The sequence below is a fragment of the Saccharothrix saharensis genome (assembly GCF_006716745.1).
Lineage (GTDB): Bacteria > Actinomycetota > Actinomycetes > Mycobacteriales > Pseudonocardiaceae > Actinosynnema > Actinosynnema saharense.
The window spans coordinates 6,116,975-6,137,403 of the sequence record NZ_VFPP01000001.1 but is presented as its reverse complement, the minus strand read 5'-3'; the positions used below and the strand labels follow the sequence as shown (position 1 = coordinate 6,137,403).

Annotated in this window: 25 protein-coding genes; 8 read left to right on the top strand and 17 right to left on the bottom strand. The window is 69.4% G+C overall.

Features of this window, described 5'->3' with window-relative positions:
* Window positions 1-88: 88 nt before the first annotated feature.
* The 4 genes from FHX81_RS27745 to FHX81_RS27730 all read right to left on the bottom strand — a co-directional run bounded on the left by FHX81_RS27745 (window position 89) and on the right by FHX81_RS27730 (window position 1,845).
* Window positions 89-694, bottom strand: a complete 606-nt coding sequence (locus FHX81_RS27745; RefSeq protein WP_141980985.1) for a hypothetical protein — start codon at window positions 692-694, stop codon at window positions 89-91.
* A gap of 115 nt (window positions 695-809) precedes the next feature.
* A complete protein-coding gene (locus tag FHX81_RS27740) occupies window positions 810-1,061 on the bottom strand; it encodes an AMED_5909 family protein (protein WP_141980984.1) in 252 nt (83 codons plus the stop codon).
* Window positions 1,042-1,377 carry a hypothetical protein gene (locus FHX81_RS27735; RefSeq protein WP_141980983.1) on the bottom strand — a complete coding sequence of 112 codons (336 nt, stop codon included), beginning with the start codon at window positions 1,375-1,377 and terminating at the stop codon, window positions 1,042-1,044. Before FHX81_RS27735 ends, FHX81_RS27740 begins: the two co-directional genes overlap by 20 nt.
* Window positions 1,378-1,380: 3 nt before the next feature.
* Complete coding sequence (locus FHX81_RS27730) at window positions 1,381-1,845, bottom strand: hypothetical protein (RefSeq protein WP_141980982.1); 465 nt, start codon at window positions 1,843-1,845, stop codon at window positions 1,381-1,383.
* A gap of 192 nt (window positions 1,846-2,037) precedes the next feature.
* Between FHX81_RS27730 and FHX81_RS27725 the strand changes: the two genes are divergently transcribed.
* Both FHX81_RS27725 and FHX81_RS27720 read left to right on the top strand, forming a co-directional pair.
* Window positions 2,038-2,925, top strand: coding sequence for a DUF5919 domain-containing protein (locus FHX81_RS27725; RefSeq protein WP_141980981.1), 888 nt, complete (start codon window positions 2,038-2,040; stop codon window positions 2,923-2,925).
* A complete protein-coding gene (locus FHX81_RS27720; RefSeq protein WP_141980980.1) occupies window positions 2,922-3,707 on the top strand; it encodes an inositol monophosphatase family protein in 786 nt (261 codons plus the stop codon). Before FHX81_RS27725 ends, FHX81_RS27720 begins: the two co-directional genes overlap by 4 nt.
* Before the next feature lie 27 nt (window positions 3,708-3,734).
* On the opposite strand, the gene FHX81_RS27715 is transcribed toward FHX81_RS27720, so the two are convergent.
* The 3 genes from FHX81_RS27715 to FHX81_RS27705 all read right to left on the bottom strand — a co-directional run bounded on the left by FHX81_RS27715 (window position 3,735) and on the right by FHX81_RS27705 (window position 6,669).
* Window positions 3,735-4,235 (bottom strand): hypothetical protein, encoded by a 501-nt coding sequence (locus FHX81_RS27715; RefSeq protein ID WP_141980979.1) that lies wholly within the window; start codon window positions 4,233-4,235, stop codon window positions 3,735-3,737.
* 101 nt (window positions 4,236-4,336) lie between these two features.
* On the bottom strand, window positions 4,337-5,386 hold the full coding sequence (locus FHX81_RS27710) for a ParA family protein (RefSeq protein WP_141980978.1): 1,050 nt from the start codon (window positions 5,384-5,386) through the stop codon (window positions 4,337-4,339).
* 746 nt (window positions 5,387-6,132) lie between these two features.
* Window positions 6,133-6,669, bottom strand: coding sequence for a cadmium resistance transporter (locus FHX81_RS27705; protein ID WP_141980977.1), 537 nt, complete (start codon window positions 6,667-6,669; stop codon window positions 6,133-6,135).
* Window positions 6,670-6,691: 22 nt separating this feature from the next.
* Here FHX81_RS27705 and paaI point away from each other — a divergent pair, with 22 nt between their 5' ends.
* Complete coding sequence (gene paaI, locus FHX81_RS27700) at window positions 6,692-7,105, top strand: hydroxyphenylacetyl-CoA thioesterase PaaI (protein WP_141980976.1); 414 nt, start codon at window positions 6,692-6,694, stop codon at window positions 7,103-7,105.
* On the opposite strand, the gene FHX81_RS27695 is transcribed toward paaI, so the two are convergent.
* Entirely contained in the window at window positions 7,068-7,445 is a 378-nt protein-coding gene (locus FHX81_RS27695; protein ID WP_141980975.1) for a hypothetical protein, read from the bottom strand. The genes paaI and FHX81_RS27695 overlap by 38 nt on opposite strands.
* 63 nt (window positions 7,446-7,508) lie before the next feature.
* The gene (locus FHX81_RS27690; protein WP_141980974.1) at window positions 7,509-8,684 is read right to left on the bottom strand and encodes a hypothetical protein; all 1,176 of its coding nucleotides are present in this window, start codon (window positions 8,682-8,684) and stop codon (window positions 7,509-7,511) included.
* 41 nt (window positions 8,685-8,725) lie between these two features.
* Here FHX81_RS27690 and FHX81_RS27685 point away from each other — a divergent pair, with 41 nt between their 5' ends.
* Window positions 8,726-9,232 carry a DUF6584 family protein gene (locus tag FHX81_RS27685; RefSeq protein WP_141980973.1) on the top strand — a complete coding sequence of 169 codons (507 nt, stop codon included), beginning with the start codon at window positions 8,726-8,728 and terminating at the stop codon, window positions 9,230-9,232.
* A 15-nt stretch (window positions 9,233-9,247) separates the two neighbouring features.
* Window positions 9,248-10,120, top strand: coding sequence for a serine/threonine dehydratase (locus FHX81_RS27680; protein WP_141980972.1), 873 nt, complete (start codon window positions 9,248-9,250; stop codon window positions 10,118-10,120).
* 109 nt (window positions 10,121-10,229) lie between these two features.
* Here the strand turns inward: FHX81_RS27680 and FHX81_RS27675 are convergent, their stop codons facing one another.
* The 4 genes from FHX81_RS27675 to FHX81_RS27660 form a co-directional block, all read right to left on the bottom strand.
* On the bottom strand, window positions 10,230-10,568 hold the full coding sequence (locus FHX81_RS27675; RefSeq protein WP_141980971.1) for a hypothetical protein: 339 nt from the start codon (window positions 10,566-10,568) through the stop codon (window positions 10,230-10,232).
* Window positions 10,569-10,667: 99 nt separating this feature from the next.
* Window positions 10,668-11,753: a tRNA 2-thiouridine(34) synthase MnmA gene (mnmA, locus tag FHX81_RS27670; protein WP_141980970.1), complete on the bottom strand. Its 1,086-nt coding sequence runs from the start codon at window positions 11,751-11,753 to the stop codon at window positions 10,668-10,670.
* 5 nt (window positions 11,754-11,758) lie between these two features.
* Window positions 11,759-12,946, bottom strand: coding sequence for a cysteine desulfurase family protein (locus tag FHX81_RS27665; protein WP_141980969.1), 1,188 nt, complete (start codon window positions 12,944-12,946; stop codon window positions 11,759-11,761).
* Window positions 12,946-14,316, bottom strand: a complete 1,371-nt coding sequence (locus FHX81_RS27660) for an MFS transporter (RefSeq protein WP_141980968.1) — start codon at window positions 14,314-14,316, stop codon at window positions 12,946-12,948. The genes FHX81_RS27665 and FHX81_RS27660 overlap by 1 nt, the downstream gene beginning before the upstream one ends.
* Before the next feature lie 218 nt (window positions 14,317-14,534).
* Here FHX81_RS27660 and FHX81_RS27655 point away from each other — a divergent pair, with 218 nt between their 5' ends.
* Together FHX81_RS27655 and FHX81_RS27650 are read left to right on the top strand one after the other, a co-directional pair.
* The gene (locus FHX81_RS27655; RefSeq protein ID WP_141980967.1) at window positions 14,535-15,317 is read left to right on the top strand and encodes a hypothetical protein; all 783 of its coding nucleotides are present in this window, start codon (window positions 14,535-14,537) and stop codon (window positions 15,315-15,317) included.
* A gap of 95 nt (window positions 15,318-15,412) precedes the next feature.
* Window positions 15,413-15,745 (top strand): hypothetical protein, encoded by a 333-nt coding sequence (locus FHX81_RS27650; protein WP_141980966.1) that lies wholly within the window; start codon window positions 15,413-15,415, stop codon window positions 15,743-15,745.
* Window positions 15,746-15,752: 7 nt separating this feature from the next.
* On the opposite strand, the gene FHX81_RS27645 is transcribed toward FHX81_RS27650, so the two are convergent.
* The 4 genes from FHX81_RS27645 to FHX81_RS27630 all read right to left on the bottom strand — a co-directional run bounded on the left by FHX81_RS27645 (window position 15,753) and on the right by FHX81_RS27630 (window position 19,278).
* Window positions 15,753-16,607, bottom strand: coding sequence for a lysophospholipid acyltransferase family protein (locus FHX81_RS27645; protein ID WP_246107996.1), 855 nt, complete (start codon window positions 16,605-16,607; stop codon window positions 15,753-15,755).
* Window positions 16,604-17,374, bottom strand: coding sequence for a GNAT family N-acetyltransferase (locus FHX81_RS27640; protein ID WP_141980965.1), 771 nt, complete (start codon window positions 17,372-17,374; stop codon window positions 16,604-16,606). The genes FHX81_RS27645 and FHX81_RS27640 overlap by 4 nt, the downstream gene beginning before the upstream one ends.
* A gap of 147 nt (window positions 17,375-17,521) precedes the next feature.
* A complete protein-coding gene (locus FHX81_RS27635) occupies window positions 17,522-18,481 on the bottom strand; it encodes an electron transfer flavoprotein subunit alpha/FixB family protein (RefSeq protein WP_141980964.1) in 960 nt (319 codons plus the stop codon).
* A 14-nt stretch (window positions 18,482-18,495) separates the two neighbouring features.
* Window positions 18,496-19,278, bottom strand: coding sequence for an electron transfer flavoprotein subunit beta/FixA family protein (locus tag FHX81_RS27630; protein ID WP_141980963.1), 783 nt, complete (start codon window positions 19,276-19,278; stop codon window positions 18,496-18,498).
* Window positions 19,279-19,557: 279 nt separating this feature from the next.
* Between FHX81_RS27630 and FHX81_RS27625 the strand changes: the two genes are divergently transcribed.
* Window positions 19,558-20,400 (top strand): DegV family protein, encoded by an 843-nt coding sequence (locus tag FHX81_RS27625; protein ID WP_141980962.1) that lies wholly within the window; start codon window positions 19,558-19,560, stop codon window positions 20,398-20,400.
* Window positions 20,401-20,429: the final 29 nt, after the last annotated feature.

The following is a 20,429-nucleotide window of genomic DNA, read 5'->3' as shown; positions in this document are numbered from 1 at the left end:
ACCGACAGGTCAGTGATCGTCTTCAGTTGTCACCCGACCGTGTGGGCGGACACCGCCGCATCCGATGCCCGCCCACACCACCGGCTATCTAGTAGTCGAGCGGGTCAGGCATCCAGCGCAACCAGGCCGCGAGGCCGCCGAGGGTGATCCGAAACCGCGTCTCCTGACGGCCCTCCCCGCCGTTCTCCCGCCACTCCTGCGCCGTGGCCTGACCAGCCGCAACCAAGTCCAGGCAGGCCAGCCGCACCATGGCCTCATCCGCACCAGCCGCCGTCACCAGGTCCTCAACCGTCCACGCCCGCGATGGGACGAGCACCAGCGCATCCGCCACCCGGTACAGCACCGGGAACGAGTAGCCCGCCAGCTCACCACGCGCCCGGTCCTCGTCCGACAGGCGCGATCCCATCACCGGGGCCAGACGGGGATGACGCCACATGTCCGCATCTCGCAACCAATCGTGCGCCACGACCGGCCCGCCCCAGTAGGCGAGCCCTTCGGCCGATAGCCGATGCCGCTTCACGGACAGCGCTCCCTGCAACGTCTCCTGGTCGACGGTCACGTGGCCCAGCTCCACCAGGTCGTTGCAGATGTGGCGCACCACCGAGTACGGCACATCCGCGGACCGCGCCAAGGACCGCAACGACCAGTCCTCGTGCGGGTAGCCGACGAGCTGGCGCATCACCGCCTCGAACATGAACGGCGTGTACCCAGCCCCGGACAACTCGGCCAACGGCAACCCTCCCCGCACCACATGTGCCAGACCCGCACCGTCACCACTGGACCGACGACGAGTCCGCTCCACAGCCTGATCAACGCTCATCCGACTCAACCCCCTCAGCCTTGGCACGCTCGCGCTTGGCCCAATACAGCGCCTCGTGGTGGTGACCTCGATCAACTTCCGCGACCCGCGCGTACACATCGGCCGACCGCAGGTAGAACTCCCGCCACACGTCCGGCGGTGCGTCGGGACTGGGCATGAGATGCGTCAACGCCTCGTGGGCGTCCTTGAGTGACGTCACCGTGTACGCCGACGCCCACGGGTCAGGCTTGGTCTTCGCCACGACCGCTCACCCCCTCGACCGGCACGTGCAGGCGATGACCACCGGCCTGCCGATCGCCGCCGGCAACCCGCTCGTTGACGTCGGCCTGGTGGTCGAACGTCTCGGCCGCGTGCAGCGCCGCCGCCTTGGCCCACCACGGCGTGCTCTCCAACGCCGCGAGCTGCCGCCACAACCACGCCACCCGCCGATAGGTCGGCGCGATCCGAGCCGCAGCCGCCGGATCATCGGCAGCGACGTACCGGTTCGCCTCATGCGCCTCCGTGTAGGCCCGGTACGCCGCCTGCCACTGCACGGTCAGTTGCTGAAGATCCGACACGGCTCATGCCGCCTTGGCCTCAGCGCTGCCACCGCTCGCCTTGCCACCGGCCGGAGCCGAGCCAGCCGCCTTACCCACCGCCCGGAACCCGGTCGCCCGGAACAGGAACGACTGGTACTTGAACTCCCCGTTGCCCGCCACGCGCGGCTCAGCCGTCAGCCCCTCCAACTCCACCGGCCGCATCCCCGGCAACACCTCACCCGTGGTCGGCACCGGCTGAACGTCCGCCAGCAACGTGATCTCGAAGCTCTTGCGCTTGGCGTTGGGCTCGTGCGGGTCGGTGACCGTGACCTTCCACTGCCGTTTACCGGTCGCCTCGTCCACCCGCTGACGCACCGGCCGACCGGCCGCCCTCTCGTCACGGGTCTGGTACTCCGTGTCCGGCATGACCTCCCCGACCATCACCAGGCCCTGAGGGAACGCGTCATCGAACGCGACGGGGAACCGGTACCCCTTGCTGATCGCCATCGGCTTCACTCCTCTGACTGGTGCCGCTGTGTCGCGGCTTGCCCATTCAGATTCGTTGGCCAATGGTCCCGTCCCAGGTCCGCAGCGGTCTCACCTGCCGCGCCCAGGCCGCGTGTCGATCTCAACGAGTCTCGTCTTGGTCTCGTCTGAGTGCTAGCCTCGGCCTACCGGCATCACGTGGGGGGAGACCACATGGCCACAGAGTCCACTCTCTTGAGAGTCCTGCTCAGGCAACGCCACATGCAGGGCTACCGCACCTTCTGCAAGGAGTACGACCGCGTCGCCAAGCAACTCGACACCGACCTGATCGGCCGCTACCCCAGTAAGGCCCAGTTCTACCGCTGGCTCTCCGGCGACCTACTCGGCCTGCCCTACGCCGACCACTGCCGCATCCTCGAAAAGATGTTCCCCGGCTGGACCGCCGAACAACTCCTCACCCCACACGAGGGCGACACGGACAGCCTCATCACCCCACCCCAACGAACCGCGGCCACCACCCACCCCGTACCGCGCCCGGTCCAGATGCCCCAACAGGCCCGCCTGGCCGACGTCACCGCCGTCTACCCCAGCCGCACCGAGTTCCTGCACAACGTCACCCCACGCGACCTCTTCGAAGGCGCGAAGACCATCGACATCGCAGGCCTGTCCCTCAACGTCCTGTGCCAGCAGTACTCCGACAAAGCCCTACTCGACTCCATCGAAACCGGCACCACCATCAAGGCCCTCTTCCTCGACCCCAACGGCCACAACATCACCGCCCGCGAACACGAAGAGGGCCTACCCGAAGGCCACCTCTCCATGCTCACCCGCCTCAACATCGAAGCCCTACGCCGAGTCGGAGCCAAAGTCTCGCCCCACGCACGCGGCCAGCTCCACATCCGCGTCTACGACGAACCACTCCGCTACAACATCCTCATCACCGACCAGACCAAGTGCGTGGTCCAGCCCTACTTGCCCGACGCCCGAGGAGTTGAATCCCCTACCCTCGTGATCGAGAAGGACGACGCAGTACCGGGATTGTTTGCCACCTTCTCTCAAGTGTTCGACTCAATGTGGGAGCGCGCCGAGGAGGGCTCATGAAGCGATCATTAGACCAATTGGCCGAAATTGCACGAGAAGCTATCAGAATAGGATCTAACACGATCAAAAACACGCGCCCAGAATCTGTAACGCAAAAGAGTGACCGAGACAGCTTTACCGACGTAGACCTTAAGATCGAACGTAGCATACGTAACTACCTATCCGAAATTACACCAGAAATCCGATTCGCTGGTGAAGAGGAGGGAGAAGTCGGCGAACAGCGTTCCGGTAGATTCATGTGGACGCTGGACCCTATCGACGGGACCGCAAATTTCGTGCACGGCATCCCTCTATGTGCCGTACAGATCGCCCTCATGCATAACGGCGAGGCGCTTGTCGCAGCAATCGAATTGCCTTACATGGGAATGCACTATTGGGCCGCCAAAGAACACGGGGCGTACGCGAACGAAAGTCGCATCCAATGCAGCACGACCGACGATCTCTCTAAATCGATAGTGTCAATTGGCGATTACGCTACTGGAGAGCATGCAGAACAAAAAAACCTATACCGCATCTCGAAAACAGCGGCACTAGCTAACCGCGTGGAACGTATACGGATGTTTGGGTCGGCCGCTCACGACCTCGCGTGGGTTGCAGAAGGCCGGATTGACGCAGCGGTAATCATGTCAAACAAAGTACACGATATAGCTGGCGGCGTGCTTATCGCCAGAGAAGCAGGTGCATGCGTCACCGACACCAAAGGAAGTAGTCATACACCTGAGTCGCTCGATACAGTCGCCTCGTCACCAAGGATTCTTAACGATCTCCTCAATCTCCTTTAGGGCTGCAAGTTTAGCTTCCACACAGGACTAAATGATCACATGCAGACCTCTCACTATCTGCTCGATCGATGTAGCAACACTCAGTGCATCAACGTCAGATAACGGCCTGACTTGCCCAGGGTTCACTGGGTCTGCGTCGCAACTGTGAACAATCTGGTTCCTCCGACCGACCGCCACACTAAGCGCAGATTTCATGGACTCAGCGTTCTGACCGAAAGCTAGAGTCCAGACTTTCCGAACGCCTACCATCGCAAACGCTTTGCCGATGTCATCAGGCTTCTGAAAGGTTTCTTTACCGAGCCGCTCAGCAACGTGCACACGTGCGCGCAACTCGAGATCGGTCGGAGTCGGTGCACCAATCATGTCGCTCACCGCGCCGAAATGCAAACCAATCTGTGTAGCGCTACCCGCTTGACGTCGCCCGGACAAAATGTCCACCGCATAATCGAGCACTACGCCATGGACATAAGCATCAATCGCCGCTACTGATTGCACAAGGCCAGCTCGGAACATATCCGTAGCATCCACACCGCCTACGGTTATTCCAACTAAAGACTGGCCTAAGCCCACCAACTCTCGTGCTCTACCGATATTTGTCTCGAATTGCTGGAGACGGTGGCCACTCACCCTTATTTCCCATCATGCGTCAGTTTACTAATCTTGGTTGCCAACTCTTCAAAGGTGCGGCGGAAGTTGGCGATGCTTGCTTGAGTGTTCCCCCACAAACGTCCTTGCCTTCCCACGTCTTCTTGCGTGAGGGTGAAAACAGGCTTCCGCGTTCGCTGCGAGTGTGCGATAAGCGTGTTAAAGTCCGAAATCTCCGCGAGCACATAGTGACTGTCCATACCCGCATCCGTATAGGTAGCGGCGTCAAGCATAATCCCGGCCCTACTGAGCGCGGGGGCAAGTGTTTGAACAACCGCTGCGTTCAGCTTATTGAAATAATCCTGAAAAGCTCGAGTGGGTTTCCCGCTCTTCAAACGAAAGCGTTGTACGAGCACTCCAAGAAACTTCAAGTCCGGAGCCGGGAACGGGTAATCCGCTTCGGTAAGAACCTCAAGCTTCGCAGCCCTATTTGCCCACTCGGTCCAGCGAGGCACGACACGTGACAGCGAATCCACGGCCATCACAGAGAACACGTCAGGGCTACAGGGAACTAGGAAGTAGTCAGCGGTGGCGACTAGGTTTTGATTGATCGCACCCAACCCAGGGCTTAGATCGAGTAGAATCACGTCCGCATCGTATTTCTCTGCAGTGATTCGAAAGAGGTGCGCAAAACTTCCAGGAAGATTACGAAGACCTTGAAGAGATTCAGACAACTGCTGGGCAATGCCGAGAGAGGTTTCATCCTCAGCCAGAGCAACATGTCCAGGGATCAGGAATAGACCGTCACGATTCGGAACTTCCACACAGTCGACTGCCCGAAGCGGCACCGGCCTTGATTTGAATGCAGGCTCCAATGCCTCCTTCAAGTTCCGTCCCGGGTTTTCCCGGTAGAAATCTTCCAAAGCATCTTCACCGCTCAGATCCAGAACCATGCCAGTAAGGTTGCACTGAGGATCTGCATCAACCATAATCACGCGCTTGCCTTGCTCGGCAAGCATCCATCCAAGATTGAAGCAAGTCGTGGTTTTACTTACGCCACCCTTGTTATTGAACAACGCAATTTTAATTGCCACGACTCACCATTCCATCCAATAATGCTGATAAGGCTTATTGCTATGCATGATATTCGCCTTGCAGTGGGAAAACGTTACAGTCCCACCTAGGCCAATCGGGTGAAGATCACGTGGACGAGGGCGTCTGCAGGGTTACGGCGCACTGCCGAATCTAGCTCTATGGGATCAAGGCGCGCCGCTTGCGGCGGCGCGCGGTACGGGTCGACGCACGTTGGCACCGACTCCCCGCATCCCGGCACGCCGGGCTCCCGCTTCGCTCCGCCCGTCGGCCGTGCGCGGAGTCGGTGCACGTGGTCGAGTGGCGGCGCGCCATGACGGACGCCAGGACGATGAGCTCCCAGCGGCACCGGTCGGGACGATCGCGCGGTCACGGGGCTTGGTCGAGCTGGGCACGGCGATCGGCTGCCGCGACGGCTTCGCCGTCTTGCCATCGAGAAAGTCGACCGGCGACGAGGGCCAGGACCACGGAAGCGCAAACGGGCGTCACCTCGGCTGGCCATGGTGAGGCTCAGTCGGGGTGACGCCCGTTGGTCGCTGATCAACTATCAGGCCGTCTGTGGGCCGTGGGACGTTGAGGAAGGTCGAAACGCGACAGAACGCAACCGGACACGTCCGGCCAGGTCAGAGGCGAACTAGAGCGCTTCGCCGCAGGTCCGGTCAGGACAGGTGGGAGAACACGAACATCTTCAAGGGCTTCACGGCCTAGCTGTGCGGAGTGCAGAGCGCTTCCCCGTGCGGCTGGGTGTCTAGACACCCAGCAGGATCAGGACGCCGATCAGGATCAGCACGACCGGGAGCACCACGTGGCCCCAGCGGGTCAGGGCGTGGGCGATGGCGGGGCGGGTCGCGAAGTAGCGGCCCGCTCCGCACCACACCGCCACCAGGACGAGGAAGACGATCACGTACCCGGTGATGCCGGTGGTGGCGAAGACCGGGACGTAGACGCCGATGTTGTCGCCGCCGTTGGCGAACGTCACGGCGGCCACGCCGAGCGCGCCCGTGGCCACCGGCGACGGGTCGTCACCCCCGCGCCACGCCTGCCACGCCGCCTTCACGCCCAGCGCCAGCGGGAGGAGGCCGAGCCACGGGAGCACCGACGGCGGCAGCAGGGTCGCGCCGAGGGCGGCGGCGACGGCGACCGCCAGGATGCCGGCGAAGCCCAGGTACTGGCCCAGCACGACCCGCCACGGGGGTACGCCCCGCGCGAAGAACAACGCCAGCAGCACGATGTCGTCCACGTTCGTCACCGCGAACAGCCCGACCGCACGGATGATGTCCAGCACCCGCGAACCTTAAGGTGCAGGCATGAACGGACCCGCGGAGATGCTCGCCAACGACGCCGCGTCGACCGCGCTCGGCATCCGGGCGCTCGAGCTCGGCGACGGCACGGCCAAGCTGGTCATGACCGTCACCGACCGGATGGTCAACGGCCACGGCATCGGGCACGGCGGGTACGTGTTCCTGCTCGCCGACACCGCCTTCGCCTGCGCGTGCAACCGCCACGGCTCGGTGACCGTGGCGGCGCAGGCGGAGATCGACTTCATCGCCCCCGTGCACGAGGGGGACGAGCTGGTGGCCGAGGCGGTGGAGCGGGCGCGGTTCGGGCGCAGCGGGATCTACGACATCACCGTGCGCCGGGGCGAGGAGGTGGTGGCCGAGTTCCGCGGCCGGAGCCGGACCCTCAGGCCGAACGGCGCAGACCCAGCACCTGGAGGGTGATGAACCCCAGCACCGCGACCGCCTGGGCGACGATCAGGAGAACACCCAGGCCGGTCACCGGGAACCACCCGGCGAACGCGGTGAGGAAGCTGTCCAGCACCCACACCGAATTGCCGATCACCACGACCGCGACCAGCGGTCGGATGGGCCGCAGACCCAAGAGGAAAACGCCCACGCCGTAGGCGACGAGGAATGCGCCGAGCCCGACCACGAGACCGCGCGGCAATCCGGTCGGGAGGTCGAGGAGCAGGGCCAGCAGGCCCAGCCCGCCCGAGGCTACACCGTCGAGCTTGAGGGCGAAGCGGAGCAGACCGTCATTGCGAACCTGAGTTGTCGTCATGGCTCGGAAGCTAGGGCGGCCGGCACTGCCGGCGGAACGCCGAACACTGCCAACGCCTGCCAGTCACGACGCCGCGACCTGCGCGGACAAGTCCTCGGCCACCAGCTTCGCCCCCGCGTTCTGCCAGTTGTGCAGGGTCCGCTCCGGCACCTGGTTGACGAACCACGCCAGCGCCCGCCGCGCGTCCGGGTCGAGGTCCTCGCGCTTGGTCCGCCTGCTGTACGGCCGGATGCCCACCACGTAGTAGAAGTACAGCGCGTTGTAGTGCCGCCATTCGTCGCTGGTGCCGAAATCGCCGTCCCGCGGTTTGAGCCGGGAAATGCTCTCCAGCAACAACGACTTCAGCTCGGCCGCGCGTTCCAGCGGTTGGTCGGACGCGCCCCGCGCGGCGAGCCGGGCGTCGATCACCGGCAATTCCGTCAACGGGCTCGCGACCAACTTCCCCAGGTCGCCGTAATGGCTCAACGCCCGCCGGGTCAGCTTCACGAACTCGGCCTGGTCGAGCGGGGCGCGGCGGGGCAGCGCCTCGACCGCGTCACGCAGCTCAGCCCGTTCCGCCGCCACCTCGGGCACCGCGACCCGGTCCACCAGCAGCGCCAGCGGGTTGGCCAGCACCTGCACCGCGATGGCGGCGGCGACCGTGCCGTACAGCAGCGGCACCAGCCGGTCGTCCAGGAACAACGCCACCTGCCCGCCGAACACCGCCGCCAGCCCGGCCGACGTGAGCAGCGAGCGCACCATGTCCGCGCGGATCGCCTCACCCTCGTCGAACGCGTCCGCCACCGCCACGACCAGGCCGAACACGAGCAGGTCGAACCCGGCCGACGCGATCACCAGCGGCTCGGGCAGCACGTCGACCAGCAGCAACGCGCAGCTCAGCCCGAACAGGACCGTCGCGGCCCCCAGCAACGCCCGCCGCACGCGCAGGCAGAGCACCAGCGCCGCCGCCAACGGGACCAGCACCACCACGGGCGCGAAGTAGGCCGCCACCAGCAACGGCAGCGCGCTGTAGCGCCACCACCGGTCGTAGCGCACGGGCAGCCAGCACACCACCACCCCGGTCCACGCCACCGCGGGCACCGCCATCGCCATCGCCGGCAGCGGCAGGACGATCACCAGGGCGTACGCGACCAACCCGACCGACGCGCGCTGGAGCAAGCGCTTGCGGGGGTCGCGCACGAGCAGGTACAACCCCAGCCACCAGGCCAGGCCGAACGTCACCACCGATACCGCGATCACCCGGAAATCCTACGGTTGCCCGTACTGGGACGATGTGATCCATGCCGCTCGAGCTGACGCTCCGCAAGGCCGCCGAAGAGGTCGAACGCGGTGACCTGGCCAGTGTCCTGCGGGCCCGGCAGCGCCTGGTAAGGCTGGTCGCCAGCTACCCCGACCGGCTCGACCTGCGCGAGCGCCTCGCCGAGGTGTACCGGGTGCTCGGCGACGCGGCGCAGGCCGGGCGGTGGACCTACCTGTCCGGGTCGCGCGACGAGGCGGAGGTGGCGGCGTTCGAGCGCGCCTACCGCACGCCGCTGGCGCGGCTGGAGGCGATGAACTGGGTCAGCGGTGAGGCGGGTGCGCCGACCCGCACCGCGCGGGAACGGCTGGTGGCGTTGCGGGAGGCGGCCAACGACCAGCTGCGAGCCGAGCTGTCGGTGGCCGACGACCGCGACTCGTCGTGGCGCGCCAACGCGCTGGTCCTGGTGGGCCTGGTCGTCGTCCTGCTGTGCTTCGTGGTCGGCGCGGTGACGCTCGTCATGTGGGCCTACAGGTGGTTCGCCGGGTGAGCGCATGCTGGGTGCATGACCCCCGACGTCGCCGCCGCCGCTGACCGCATCCGCCCGCACGCCCGCCGCACCCCGTTGTGGCGCACGGAGGTCGACGGCAGGCCGATCGCGTTCAAGCTGGAGCACCTCCAGCTCACCGGCTCGTTCAAGCTGCGCGGCGCGCTGAACACCCTCATCGCCGCCGGGTCACCGGACCGCGTGGTCACCGCGTCGGGCGGCAACCACGGCCTCGGCGTGGCGAAGGCCGCCCACCTGCTCGGGCTGCACGCCACCGTGTTCGTGCCGGTGAGCGCGCCCGAGGGCAAGGTGCGCCGGATCGAGGCGGCGGGCGCGAAGCTCATCCGGCACGGCGACACGTACGCCGAGGCGGTGCTGGCCGCCCGCGAGACGCCCGGCTGCTACGTCGAGGCCTACGATGATCTGCCCGTCGTCGCAGGTCAGGGCACGGTCGCGAGCGAGATCGTCGAGGACGCGCCGGACGTGGACGCCATCGCCGTCGCGGTCGGCGGCGGCGGGCTGGCCGCGGGCACGGCGCTGGCCTCCGGTCGGCTCACGGTCGCGGTGGAGCCGGAGCGGTGCTGCGCCCTGCACCACGCGCTGGCGGCGGGCGAGCCGGTCGACGCCGAGGTGGACTCGGTCGCCGCGTCGGCGTTGGGCGCCACGCGCGTGGGCGACGTGCCGTTCGGCATCCTCAGCACGCACCCGGTGACGTCCGTGCTCGTGTCCGAGGCCGAGATCCTGGCCGCCCGGGACCGGCTGTGGGAGGAGTTCCGGCTGGCCGTGGAACCGGCCGCGGCCGTCCCGTTCGCCGCGTGGCTCGCCGGTCGGGTCCCGGGCGAGCCGGCCTGCGTCGTCCTGTGCGGCGCGAACACCGACTGGACGCCGTAGGGGCCCGTCCGGGTCGAGGCCGACCCCCCCGATCGGCCGGCCCGTGCCCCGTTGCGCGACGACCCGGTCCGGGACGAGCGCTCCCGGACCGGCGCGCCCCACCCGCTGCTTACAACGCGCTGGTCCGACCGTTCAGCGGCACTCGATCACCCGCTCGGCCGAGCCCCGGTCCGCCCCGATCCGCGCCGCCCCGGTCCGGCGACACGCGGCCTTGCGACGCGCCCGCCTGCGACGGCACCTCGACCTCCAGGGCGAGCGCCGGGTCGAGCCGCTCCACCCGTTCCACCATGGTCTCCACCTGCGAGATCAGCTCGGCCCACTCGGGCCGGTGCAGCCGCTCCCGGACCACCCAGCGCAGCGTGCGGACCTCCGCGCGCAGCCGTTCGAACTGCTCCGCGTCGAGACGTTGCGCGGACGGGTGGTCGAGCTTGCTCGAAAGCACCCTCACCCGGGTCCCGATGTCCACCAGCGACCTCCGGCGTCGTGCGTTGTCATACGGCACGCACGCAGTGTCGCAGGCGACACCGACAAAACACCAAGCCGGACCTCAACGAGTCGTGCTGATCGTCGCGCTGGCGAGCACCAGGTCGCCCGCCGCCGCGTCCTCCCGGTAGACCGCGACCGCCTGACCAGGGGCGACGCCGCTCAACGGCTCGCGGAGGCGCACCAACAGCTCGCCGTCGACGACTTCGGCCACCGCAGGCGCCAACCCGCCGTGCGCGCGCACCTGCGCCACGCACTCCACCGGGCCGTCGAACGCCACCCGCGTCACGGGCCGCCGGGCGACGATCTCGGTGACCTTCAGCTTCTCCGCCGCGCCGACCCGGACCGTGCCGCTCACCGGCTCCAGCGACAGCACGTACCGGGGTCGGCCGTCGGGCGCGGGCGCGTCGATGCCCAGGCCCTTGCGCTGGCCGACGGTGAACTCGTGCACGCCCACGTGCCGCCCGAGCACCGCGCCGGTCTCGTCGTCCACCAGCACGCCGGGCTGCTCGCCCAGCTTGCGGGTCAGGAAGCCGCGGGTGTCGCCGTCGGGGATGAAGCAGATGTCGTGGCTGTCGGGCTTCGCGGCGACCTGGAGCCCGCGCTCGGCGGCCTCGGCCCGGACCTGCGCCTTGGTCGAGTCGCCCAGCGGGAACATCGCGTGGGCCAGCTGCTCGTGCGTCAACGACGCCAGCACGTAGGACTGGTCCTTGCCGTCGTCGGCCGAGCGGCGGAGCTGCGGCACACCGTCCACAGTGGCCAGTCGGGCGTAGTGGCCGGTGCACACCGCGTCGAAGCCGAGCCCGATCGCCTTGTCCAGCAACGCCTCGAACTTGATCTTCTCGTTGCACCGCAGGCACGGGTTGGGCGTGCGGCCGGCCGCGTACTCGGCCACGAACTCGTCCACGACCTCCTCGGTGAACCGCTCCGCGAAGTCCCAGACGTAGAACGGGATGCCGAGCACGTCCGCCGCGCGCCGCGCGTCCCGGGCGTCCTCGATCGTGCAGCAGCCACGCGCGCCGGTGCGCAACGTGCCGGGCTTGGCCGACAGCGCCAGGTGCACGCCGGTCACCTCGTGGCCCGCCGCCACCGCCCGCGCCGCAGCCACGGCGGAATCCACCCCGCCGCTCATCGCCGCCAGCACCCGCATGCCCGTCACACCTCCGCCGTCGCCTGGCCCGCAAGCCGCTTCAACCCCGCGATGCCCGCCGTGCGGGCGCGTTCGACCACCGGGCCGATCACCTCGGCCAGTTCCCGCACGTCGGCCGCCGTGGAGGTGTGGCCCAGGGAGAACCGCAGCGAGCCGCGCGCCGACACCGGGTCCACGCCCATGGCCAGCAGCACGTGGCTGGGCTGCGCCACGCCCGCCGTGCAGGCCGAGCCGGTGGAGCACTCGATGCCCTTGGCGTCCAGCAGCATCAGCAGGCTGTCGCCCTCGCAACCGGGGAACGTCAGGTGCGCGTTGCCGGGCAGCCGGTGCGCCGGGTCGCCGTTCACCGCCACGTCCGGCACGACCCGCCGCACGGACTCGACCAGCTCGTCGCGCAGCGCGGCCACCGCGGCGGCCGTCTCGGCGCGGTGGTCCACCGCGTGCCGCACCGCCACCGCGAGGGCGGCGATCGACGGCACGTCCAGCGTGCCGGACCGCACTTCCCGCTCCTGGCCGCCGCCGTGCAGCACGGGCGTCGTGGCCACGTCACGGCCCAGCAGCAGCACGCCAACGCCGTACGGCCCGCCGATCTTGTGCCCGGTGAGGGTCAGCGCCGACGCGCCGGACTCGGCGAAGTCGACCGGCACCGAGCCGACGGCCTGCACCGCGTCGGTGTGGAACGGCACCGCCCGCTCGGCCGCCAGCGCGGCCAGCTCGCGCACCGGGTTGATCGTGCCGACCTCGTTGTTCGCCCACATCGCGGTGACCAGGGCGACGTCGTCGTCCAACGCGTCGCGCAGCACCTCGGGCCGGATCCGGCCGAGCCCGTCGGGCGGGAGCCAGGTGACCTCGGCGCCCTCGTGCTCGACCAGCCACTGCACCGCGTCCAGCACGGCGTGGTGCTCCACCGACGAGGCCACCACGCGCCGGCGGCGGGACGTGCGGCGGGACCAGTACACGCCCTTGACCGCGAGGTTGTCGCTCTCCGTGCCGCCGCTGGTGAAGATCACCTCGGAGGGTCGCGCGCCGAGGGCGTCCGCGATGTCCTCCCGCGCCTCCTCGACCAGCCGCCGGGCCCGCCGGCCCGAGGTGTGCAACGACGAGGCGTTGCCCGTGGTGGACAACGCCCGAGTCATCGCCTCGATCGCCTCGGGGAGCATGGGGGTCGTGGCGGCGTGGTCGAAGTAGGCCATCAGCTTTCCAGGGTAGCCCGGCCCAGCCGTCCGGCGAGCACCGCACCGAGCACCGCGACCCCCGCCATCAGCAGGTCGAACGGCACGACGGCGGCCGTCGGGGCGGCGGCCGAGGCGAACGTGGTGACGAGCACACCACCCAGGCCGACCAGCAGCGCCGAGCCGAGCATGTCCGAGATCTGCAGGGCGGAGGAGTTGAACCCCCGGTCGACCTCGGACGACGCGCCGAGGGTGAGCACGCTCAAGCTCGACATGGCCATCCCCATCCCGGCTCCGGCGACCGCCCAGAGGACCGGTGTGGCCCACGCCGGACCCCACGACGGTGCGATGAGCGTCACCCCGGAGATACCCGCGGCGTTGAGCACGAACCCCCAGCGCACCAGCTTCGCGCGCGGGATGTCCGGCTTGCGGGACTGCCACCACGCGGCGGCGGACCAGCCCAACGCGCTCAGCGTGAGCGGGATGCCCGCGGCGATGGCCGAGTAGCCGTGCACGGAGGTCAGCGTCAGCGGGATGAACGCCTCGGCGGCGAAGAACGAGCCCGCCAGCAGCGCGCGGGCCAGGATCGTGGTCGGCAGGCCGGGACGCGCGGTGAGCGTGCCCCGGGGCAGCAGCACGCGCAGCGAGGGCACCAGCGCGACCAACCCGGCCACCCCGATCAGCAGGTTCACCCCGCGCGGGTGCTGCGCGGCCCAGCTCAGCGCCGCGACGCCGAACCCGGCGCCGAGCGCGGCCATCGGCAACCCGCGCCGGGTGTTCCGGTCGGGCGTGTGCGGCGGCAGGTTCCGCAGCACGGGCACCAGCAGCAGCACGCCGAGCAGCACGAACGGGGCGAGCCCGAGGAACACCCAGCGCCAGCTCAGCGCCTCGGTCAGCCACCCGGCCAGCGCCGGGCCGACCAACGACGGCACCACCCACGCCGAGGCGAGCAGCCCGAACACCGCGGGCCGGTCCCGCTCGGGGTAGACCAGGCCGATCAGCACGTACACCGCGACGACCTGCGCGCCGCCGCCGATGCCCTGCAGCACGCGGCCCAGGAGCAGCAGGGACATGTCCTGCGCCACCCCGGCGACGATCAGCCCGACCAGGAACAGCGCGGGCCCGACCAACAACGACGGCCGCGGCCCGCGCAGGTCGCTGAGCCGGCCGGACAGCACCGTGGCGACCACGCTCGCGGCCAGGAACGCCAGGAACGGCCACGCGTACAGGTCGTTGCCGTCGAGGTCGGCGACCATGCGCGGCATCGCCGTGCTGACGCCCATGTTCTCGAACGCGAGCAACGTGACGAGCAGGATGATCCCGACCGTCGGGCCCCGCCGTTCAGGTGTCCAGAGGCTGCTCTTGGCGGGCGTACCGGTCGTCGTCGTCACGGGTCAATGGTTCAACCTCCACCGGGGTCGAGGTCAAGGCAATATGACGCAGTTCAGACCGGGTTTCCCCGGTGCGCGGACGCCCGTCGGCGGCACCGCGGGCGGGTTGCTCCGACGGGTGAATCGCGGGACGGCGCGTATCCCGACCGGCCCGCCGCGATCCCTCCTGCCGGGTGGCACCACCGCCACCGCTGCCATCCGACTCATGGGGGGGGACCATGCGACGCACCGTCCTGCTCGCCTTGCTCACCTGCGCGCTCACCGCGCTCCCGATCGCCCCGGCCACCGCCGCGGCGACGGACGAACCGGCCGACCGCCTCGTCCCGCTGGCGGGGCTGACCTTCGTCGGCGGCACCGACGTCGAGTTCGCCCGCGGCGCGGAGACCGGCGACTTCGTCCTGCGCCAGTGGGGTGAGGACGGCGTCAACGCGCCCGTGGTGCCGCGGGGCGTGACGAGCCTGCTCGACGCCTACCTGAAGATCACCCCGGTGGACCTGCCCGTGCCCGCGGCACTGCTGGACACCGCCGACACCGCCCCGCCCGGCCTGGCCGAGCGGCGGGTGGTCGACGATCCGGTCACCGCGACCGACCTGGCCGTCCCCGAGGGCGCCGCGGCGGTCCGGGCCGCCTGCTGGAAGGACCACTTCGCCACCCCCACGTGGTCGGAGAGCTACCAGGGCATGGCACCCCGGGAGTACCGGTCGACCGACTACGGCGGCAGGTTCCGCTTCGCGGGGAGCGCCATCCTGAACTGCACGCCCAAGGGCTCCCCGTCCGACCTGTGGGCCAAGCACCGCATGTACCGCAGCAACGCGGCGGGCATCACCGGCATCCGGCTGGTCAACACCGCCGTCCCGCCCGGAGGGTGGAACGACGAGGTGATCCAGGGGTTCCTCGCGGGCCGCTTCTTCACCGTCCGCTACAACGACGGGTGGAACTCCTCGCCCAACTGCACGTGCCAGTACCACCGCCAAGGCGTCTTCACCGACCACCACCCGTGACGGCGACCGGCTGGTGTGGTGCGAACGACCCACGGCACAGCGCCTGGCACGGGTGTCGACTTCCGGTGATCAACCCGCGCCACAAGGAGACACCCGTGCGCCAACGCGCCATCACCGCCCTCGCCTCGCTGCTGCTCGCCCTCGGCGGCCTCGCCGTCACCGCGGGTCCGGCGTCGGCCGAGAGCTACGGCTACATCACCTGGACCAACAACTGCGGCAAGCCGTGGCTGTACTCGATCATCCATGCCGGCGGGTCGAAGGCGGGCACGCTCGTGGTGCAGGAGAGCGACGTCGCCGTCGGCGGGAAGCGCAGCCAGCGGGTCCAGTCCGGCTACACCTACAACGTGACCAGGAGCGGTGGCTGGGGCAAGGTCACCATCTACAACATCTCCGGGAAGGTCCACTCCGCGGCGGTGACGGCCTGCTGAGCGCGGGCTAGGCGACCCGGGTGGCGTGCGGGCGCGGCGAGGGCACCTCGACCGACCCGTACGCCACCCGCTCCGCTTCCCGCTGCACCAGCGCCGCCAGCTCGCGGCGCGTCCCCGCCCGGCCGGGCGCGACCTCGTCCAGCACGTGCACCTCCACCACGAGCCCGCGCGAGCGCAGCACCCGCCGCATCGAGTCGACCAGCGTGTCGGAGCCCACGAACGCGGGCCGGGTCGTCGTCGCGGACCCCTGCCGGTACCGCAACACCACGGGTCGCACGGGCACACCCGCGTCCAGTGCGGACTGGAACAACGCGGGCCGGTAACGCCCGGACGCCACGCCGCACCAGGTCGTACCCTCCGCGTGGATGCCGACCGCCGCGCCGTCCCGCAACGCCTGCGCCAGCTCGGCGACCGTGCCGGGCAGCAGCGACAGCCGCTCCCGGTCCAGGTACACCGTGCGGGCGGCGGTGATCAGCCGACCGAGCACCGGCCAGTCCCGGATGTCCCGCTTGGCCACCATCCGGATGGGCTGCACCGCGTCGATGGCCAGCTCGTCCAGCCACGACACGTGGTTGGACACCACCAGCACGCCACGTCCCGGGTTGTCCTGGAACACCGGCCCCACCACCCGCAGCCGCACGCCGAACGCGCCCAGCAGCGCCCGGAACCAGCGCCGCAGCACCACCGACCGGGCCCGTCCCCGCACGCACAGCACGGCGAGGACCACGAGCACCCCGCACAGCATGACGGCCGACGCCGCCACCACCCGCCACGCCACCCGGACCGCGCCCACGGAGGCCGTCGAGTGGTCCACGCACCCGTCGCCGCACGGGGACACGGGCATCCACGCGTGCTTGCTCACGCCGTCTCCCCGAGGAAGAACTTCAGGTACCGCTGGTCCACGCGGTCCATCCCGAGCAGCACGGGCAGGTCCGCCACCCCGAAGTCGGCGTCCAGCGCGGGCCGGCCGCACACCCACGCGCCCAACCGCAGGTAGCCCTTCAGCAGCGGCGGCAGGACCGTCCTGTCCGGCCGCGGCACCGGGTCCACGTCCCACGGCGTCAACGGCGTGACGCGGTACTCCTCGGGCGCGTGGTGCTTGGCCCGCACGACGTCCCACACCCCCGCCGCGAACGACCCGCCGTCGTGCAGCGGCACGGACGCGCAGCCGATCAGCCACGAGTGGCCGGACAGCAGCATGTACCGGGCGATCCCGGCCCACACCAACGACACCACGGCACCGTTGCGGTGGTCGGGGTGCACGCACGAGCGGCCGGTCTCCACCAGCGACGGGCGCAGCGCGTCGAGCGCGGACAGGTCGAACTCACCGTCGGAGTACAGCCCGCCCGCCTCGGCGGCGCGCTCGGGCGGCAGCATCCGGTAGGTGCCGACGATGTCGCCGGTCCGGTCGTCGCGCACGACGAGGTGGTCGCAGAACTCGTCGAAGCGGTCGACGTCGTGCCCCGGCACGGAGGTGTGCAGCACGGCGCCCATCTCGGTGGCGAAGACCTGGTGCCGCAGCCGCTGCGCGGCCACGACCTCGTCGCTGTCGCGCGCGACCAGCAGGGAGTAGCGCGGCGCGTCGGAAGCGGCGTCACCGGTGCTGACAAGCAGTTGCGGCTGCGTCATGGGTCTGGTCTACCGACCGGTTGGCGACCGGGAGCAGGTCGTTCCGGTGACGCCTCGGTGGCAGGTCGGTTAAACCCGGGTGAGACCCCCGGCAGCACGAGGGCCGCCCCGCGTGACGCGGGACGGCCCTGGTGCGAACCGCGCAGGTCAGCCCTTGCGCTTGGTGACCTCGTCGGTCAGCTGCGGCGCGACCGCGAACAGGTCGCCCACCACGCCGAAGTCGGCGATCTCGAAGATCGGCGCCTCCGGGTCCTTGTTGACCGCGACGATCGTCTTGGACGTCTGCATGCCCGCCCGGTGCTGGATCGCGCCCGAGATGCCCAGCGCGACGTAGAGCTGCGGCGAGACCGTCTTGCCGGTCTGGCCGACCTGGAACTGGTGCGGGTAGTAGCCGGAGTCCACCGCGGCACGGGACGCGCCCACCGCCGCGCCGAGGCTGTCGGCCAGCTTCTCGACGACCTCGAAGCTCTCCGCGCTGCCCACGCCACGACCACCGGACACGACGACCGAGGCCTCGGTCAGCTCCGGGCGGTCGCCGCCGACGATCGGCTCGCGGCCGGTCACCCTGGTGACCAGCGCCGGGTTCGCGGCGGGCAGCTCCACGGCCTGCTCGACCGCGTCCGCCGGTGCCTCGGACGCCTCGACGCCACCGGGCCGCACGGCGATGACCGGCACGCCCTGCGTGACCTTGGACTTCACCACGTACGCGCCACCGAAGATCGACTGCGTGGCGACGCCCTCGCCGTCGAGGTCGACGGCGTCGTAGAGCAGGCCGGAGCCCAGGCGCACGGCCAACCGGCCCGCGACCTCCTTGCCCTCCAACGTCGCCGAGACCAGCACGGCGGCGGGCGACGCGGTGCCCGCGATGGTGGCCAGCGCGTCCACCTTCGGCGTGACCAGGTGGTTCACGGCGTCGTCCGACTCCACCGCGTACACCTTCGTCGCGCCGTAGCGACCCAGGGACTCCCTCACCTTGCCCGCGGTGCCGGGCGATCCGACCACCACCGCGGCCGGCTCGCCGAGACGGCGCGCGGCGGATAGAAGCTCATAGGTGACCTTCTTGACCTCGCCGTCGACGTGGTCGACGAGGACGAGTACCTCAGACATTGAACTCCTCGCCTTCAGATGAGCTTCTGGCCGACCAGGTACTCGGCGATCTTCGAACCGCCGTCACCCGAGTCCTCGACACGCTGACCGGCGCCGCGCGGCGGCTTGGGGGCCGACTCCAGGACCTGCGACCACGAGGCGCCGAGGCCGACCTCGCCCGCGTCCAGCCCGAGGTCGGCGACCGTGAGGGTGCTGACCGGCTTCTTCTTGGCCGCCATGATGCCCTTGAACGACGGGTACCGCGGCTCGTTGATCTTCTCGTTCACGCTGACGACCGCGGGCAGGCTCGCCTCGAGGTGCGCGACGCCCTCGTCGGTCTCGCGCTCGGCCTTGACCGTGCCGCCCTCGACGGAGAGCTTGCGCACCTGCGTCACCTGCGGCAGGCCGAGCAGCTCGGCCAGCATGGCGGGCACCGCGCCCGCGCGGCCGTCGGTGGCCTCGTTGCCGGCGATCACCAGGTCGAAGCCCTCGATGGTGCCGATGGCCTTGGCCAGCACCTTGGCGGTGGTGAGCGCGTCGGAACCGTGCAGGGCCTCGTCGGAGACGTGCACGGCCTTGTCCGCGCCCATGGACAGCGCCTTGCGGATCGCGTCGGTCGCGCGGTCGGGACCCATCGCGACGACGGTCACCTCGCCGCCGTGCGCTTCCTGGAGCAGCAGCGCCTCTTCCACGGCGCGCTCGTTGATCTCGTCGAGCACGGCGTCCGCGGAGTCGCGGTCGAGGGTGTGGTCGGCGTCGGCGAGCTTGCGCTCGGACCAGGTGTCGGGCACCTGCTTGACCAGGACGACAATGTTCATGGGTCCTCTTCGACCTCCTGCGGACGGGCGGCGACGTGGGTGGGCGACGGTGGTTGCCCCCGGTCGCCGGATTGCTCGTGACCCTGCCATGTCATCGCCGCATTGGCATGGTGGTGTCGGCCACCCAAATGTTACCCACCGGTAGCAGAGGTGCAAACGGCAGCAAGCACCCGCGACGGGTGATGATGCTCACTGGCGCGTTTCAGGCCATTCGGACAATGTCGCGAGACCGCACGTCGGCGTTACAGGCCCTCCCCCTACTGGGCTAGGTTCGACCGCATGCCACGGCGAGTAGCGATTGTCACGGACTCCACCGCATGCCTGCCGGCGCAGTTGACCGAGAAGCTCGGCGTGACCGTCGCGCAGATCCAGGTGCGCATCGGCGACTTCGTGGACGACGAGGTGCGCGTGCCGGTGCCGAAGCTCGTGGACGCCCTGCGCGACCAGCTGGACGTGACCACCGCGCCGCCGGACCCGGGCGCGTTCTTCTGGTCGTACGCCGACGCGGCGGCCGCGGGCGCGTCGGCGATCGTGTCGCTGCACGTGTCGACCGGGCTCTCGCGGACGGTGGAGGCGGCCCGGCAGGCCGCCGCGCAGTCCGCGGTGCCGGTGCACGTGGTCGACACGCAGACGTGCGGCATGAGCCTCGGGTACGCGGTCGTGGCCGCCGCCACCGTGGCCGCCGCGGGCGGTGACGTGAACCGCGTGCTGTCGGCCGCGCAGCACACCGTGCGGCGCAGCAGCGAACTGCTGTACGTCGACACGCTGGAGTACCTGCAGCGCGGCGGGCGGATCGGCCGGGCCGCCGCCCTGCTCGGCTCGGCGCTGTCGATGAAGCCGCTGCTGACCGTGATCGACGGGCGGATCGCGCCGCTGGACAAGGCCCTCGGGGCGGAACGGGCGATGCGCAAGCTCGTCGACATCGCGGTCAAGCGGGCGGGCCGGGAGCCCGTGGACATCGCGGTCGAGCACTTCGACGCCGCCGATCGCGCGGAGACCGTGCTGGAGCAGTTGCGGGCGAAGCTGCCGAACGTGCGGCGGTTCCTGGTGACACAGGTCAGTTCCGCGATCGGCGCGCACGTCGGCCCGGGGGCGTTGGGCGTGACCGTTTCGCCGGTTTAGGAACTCCTTGCGGGGTTTGAACGTTGGCC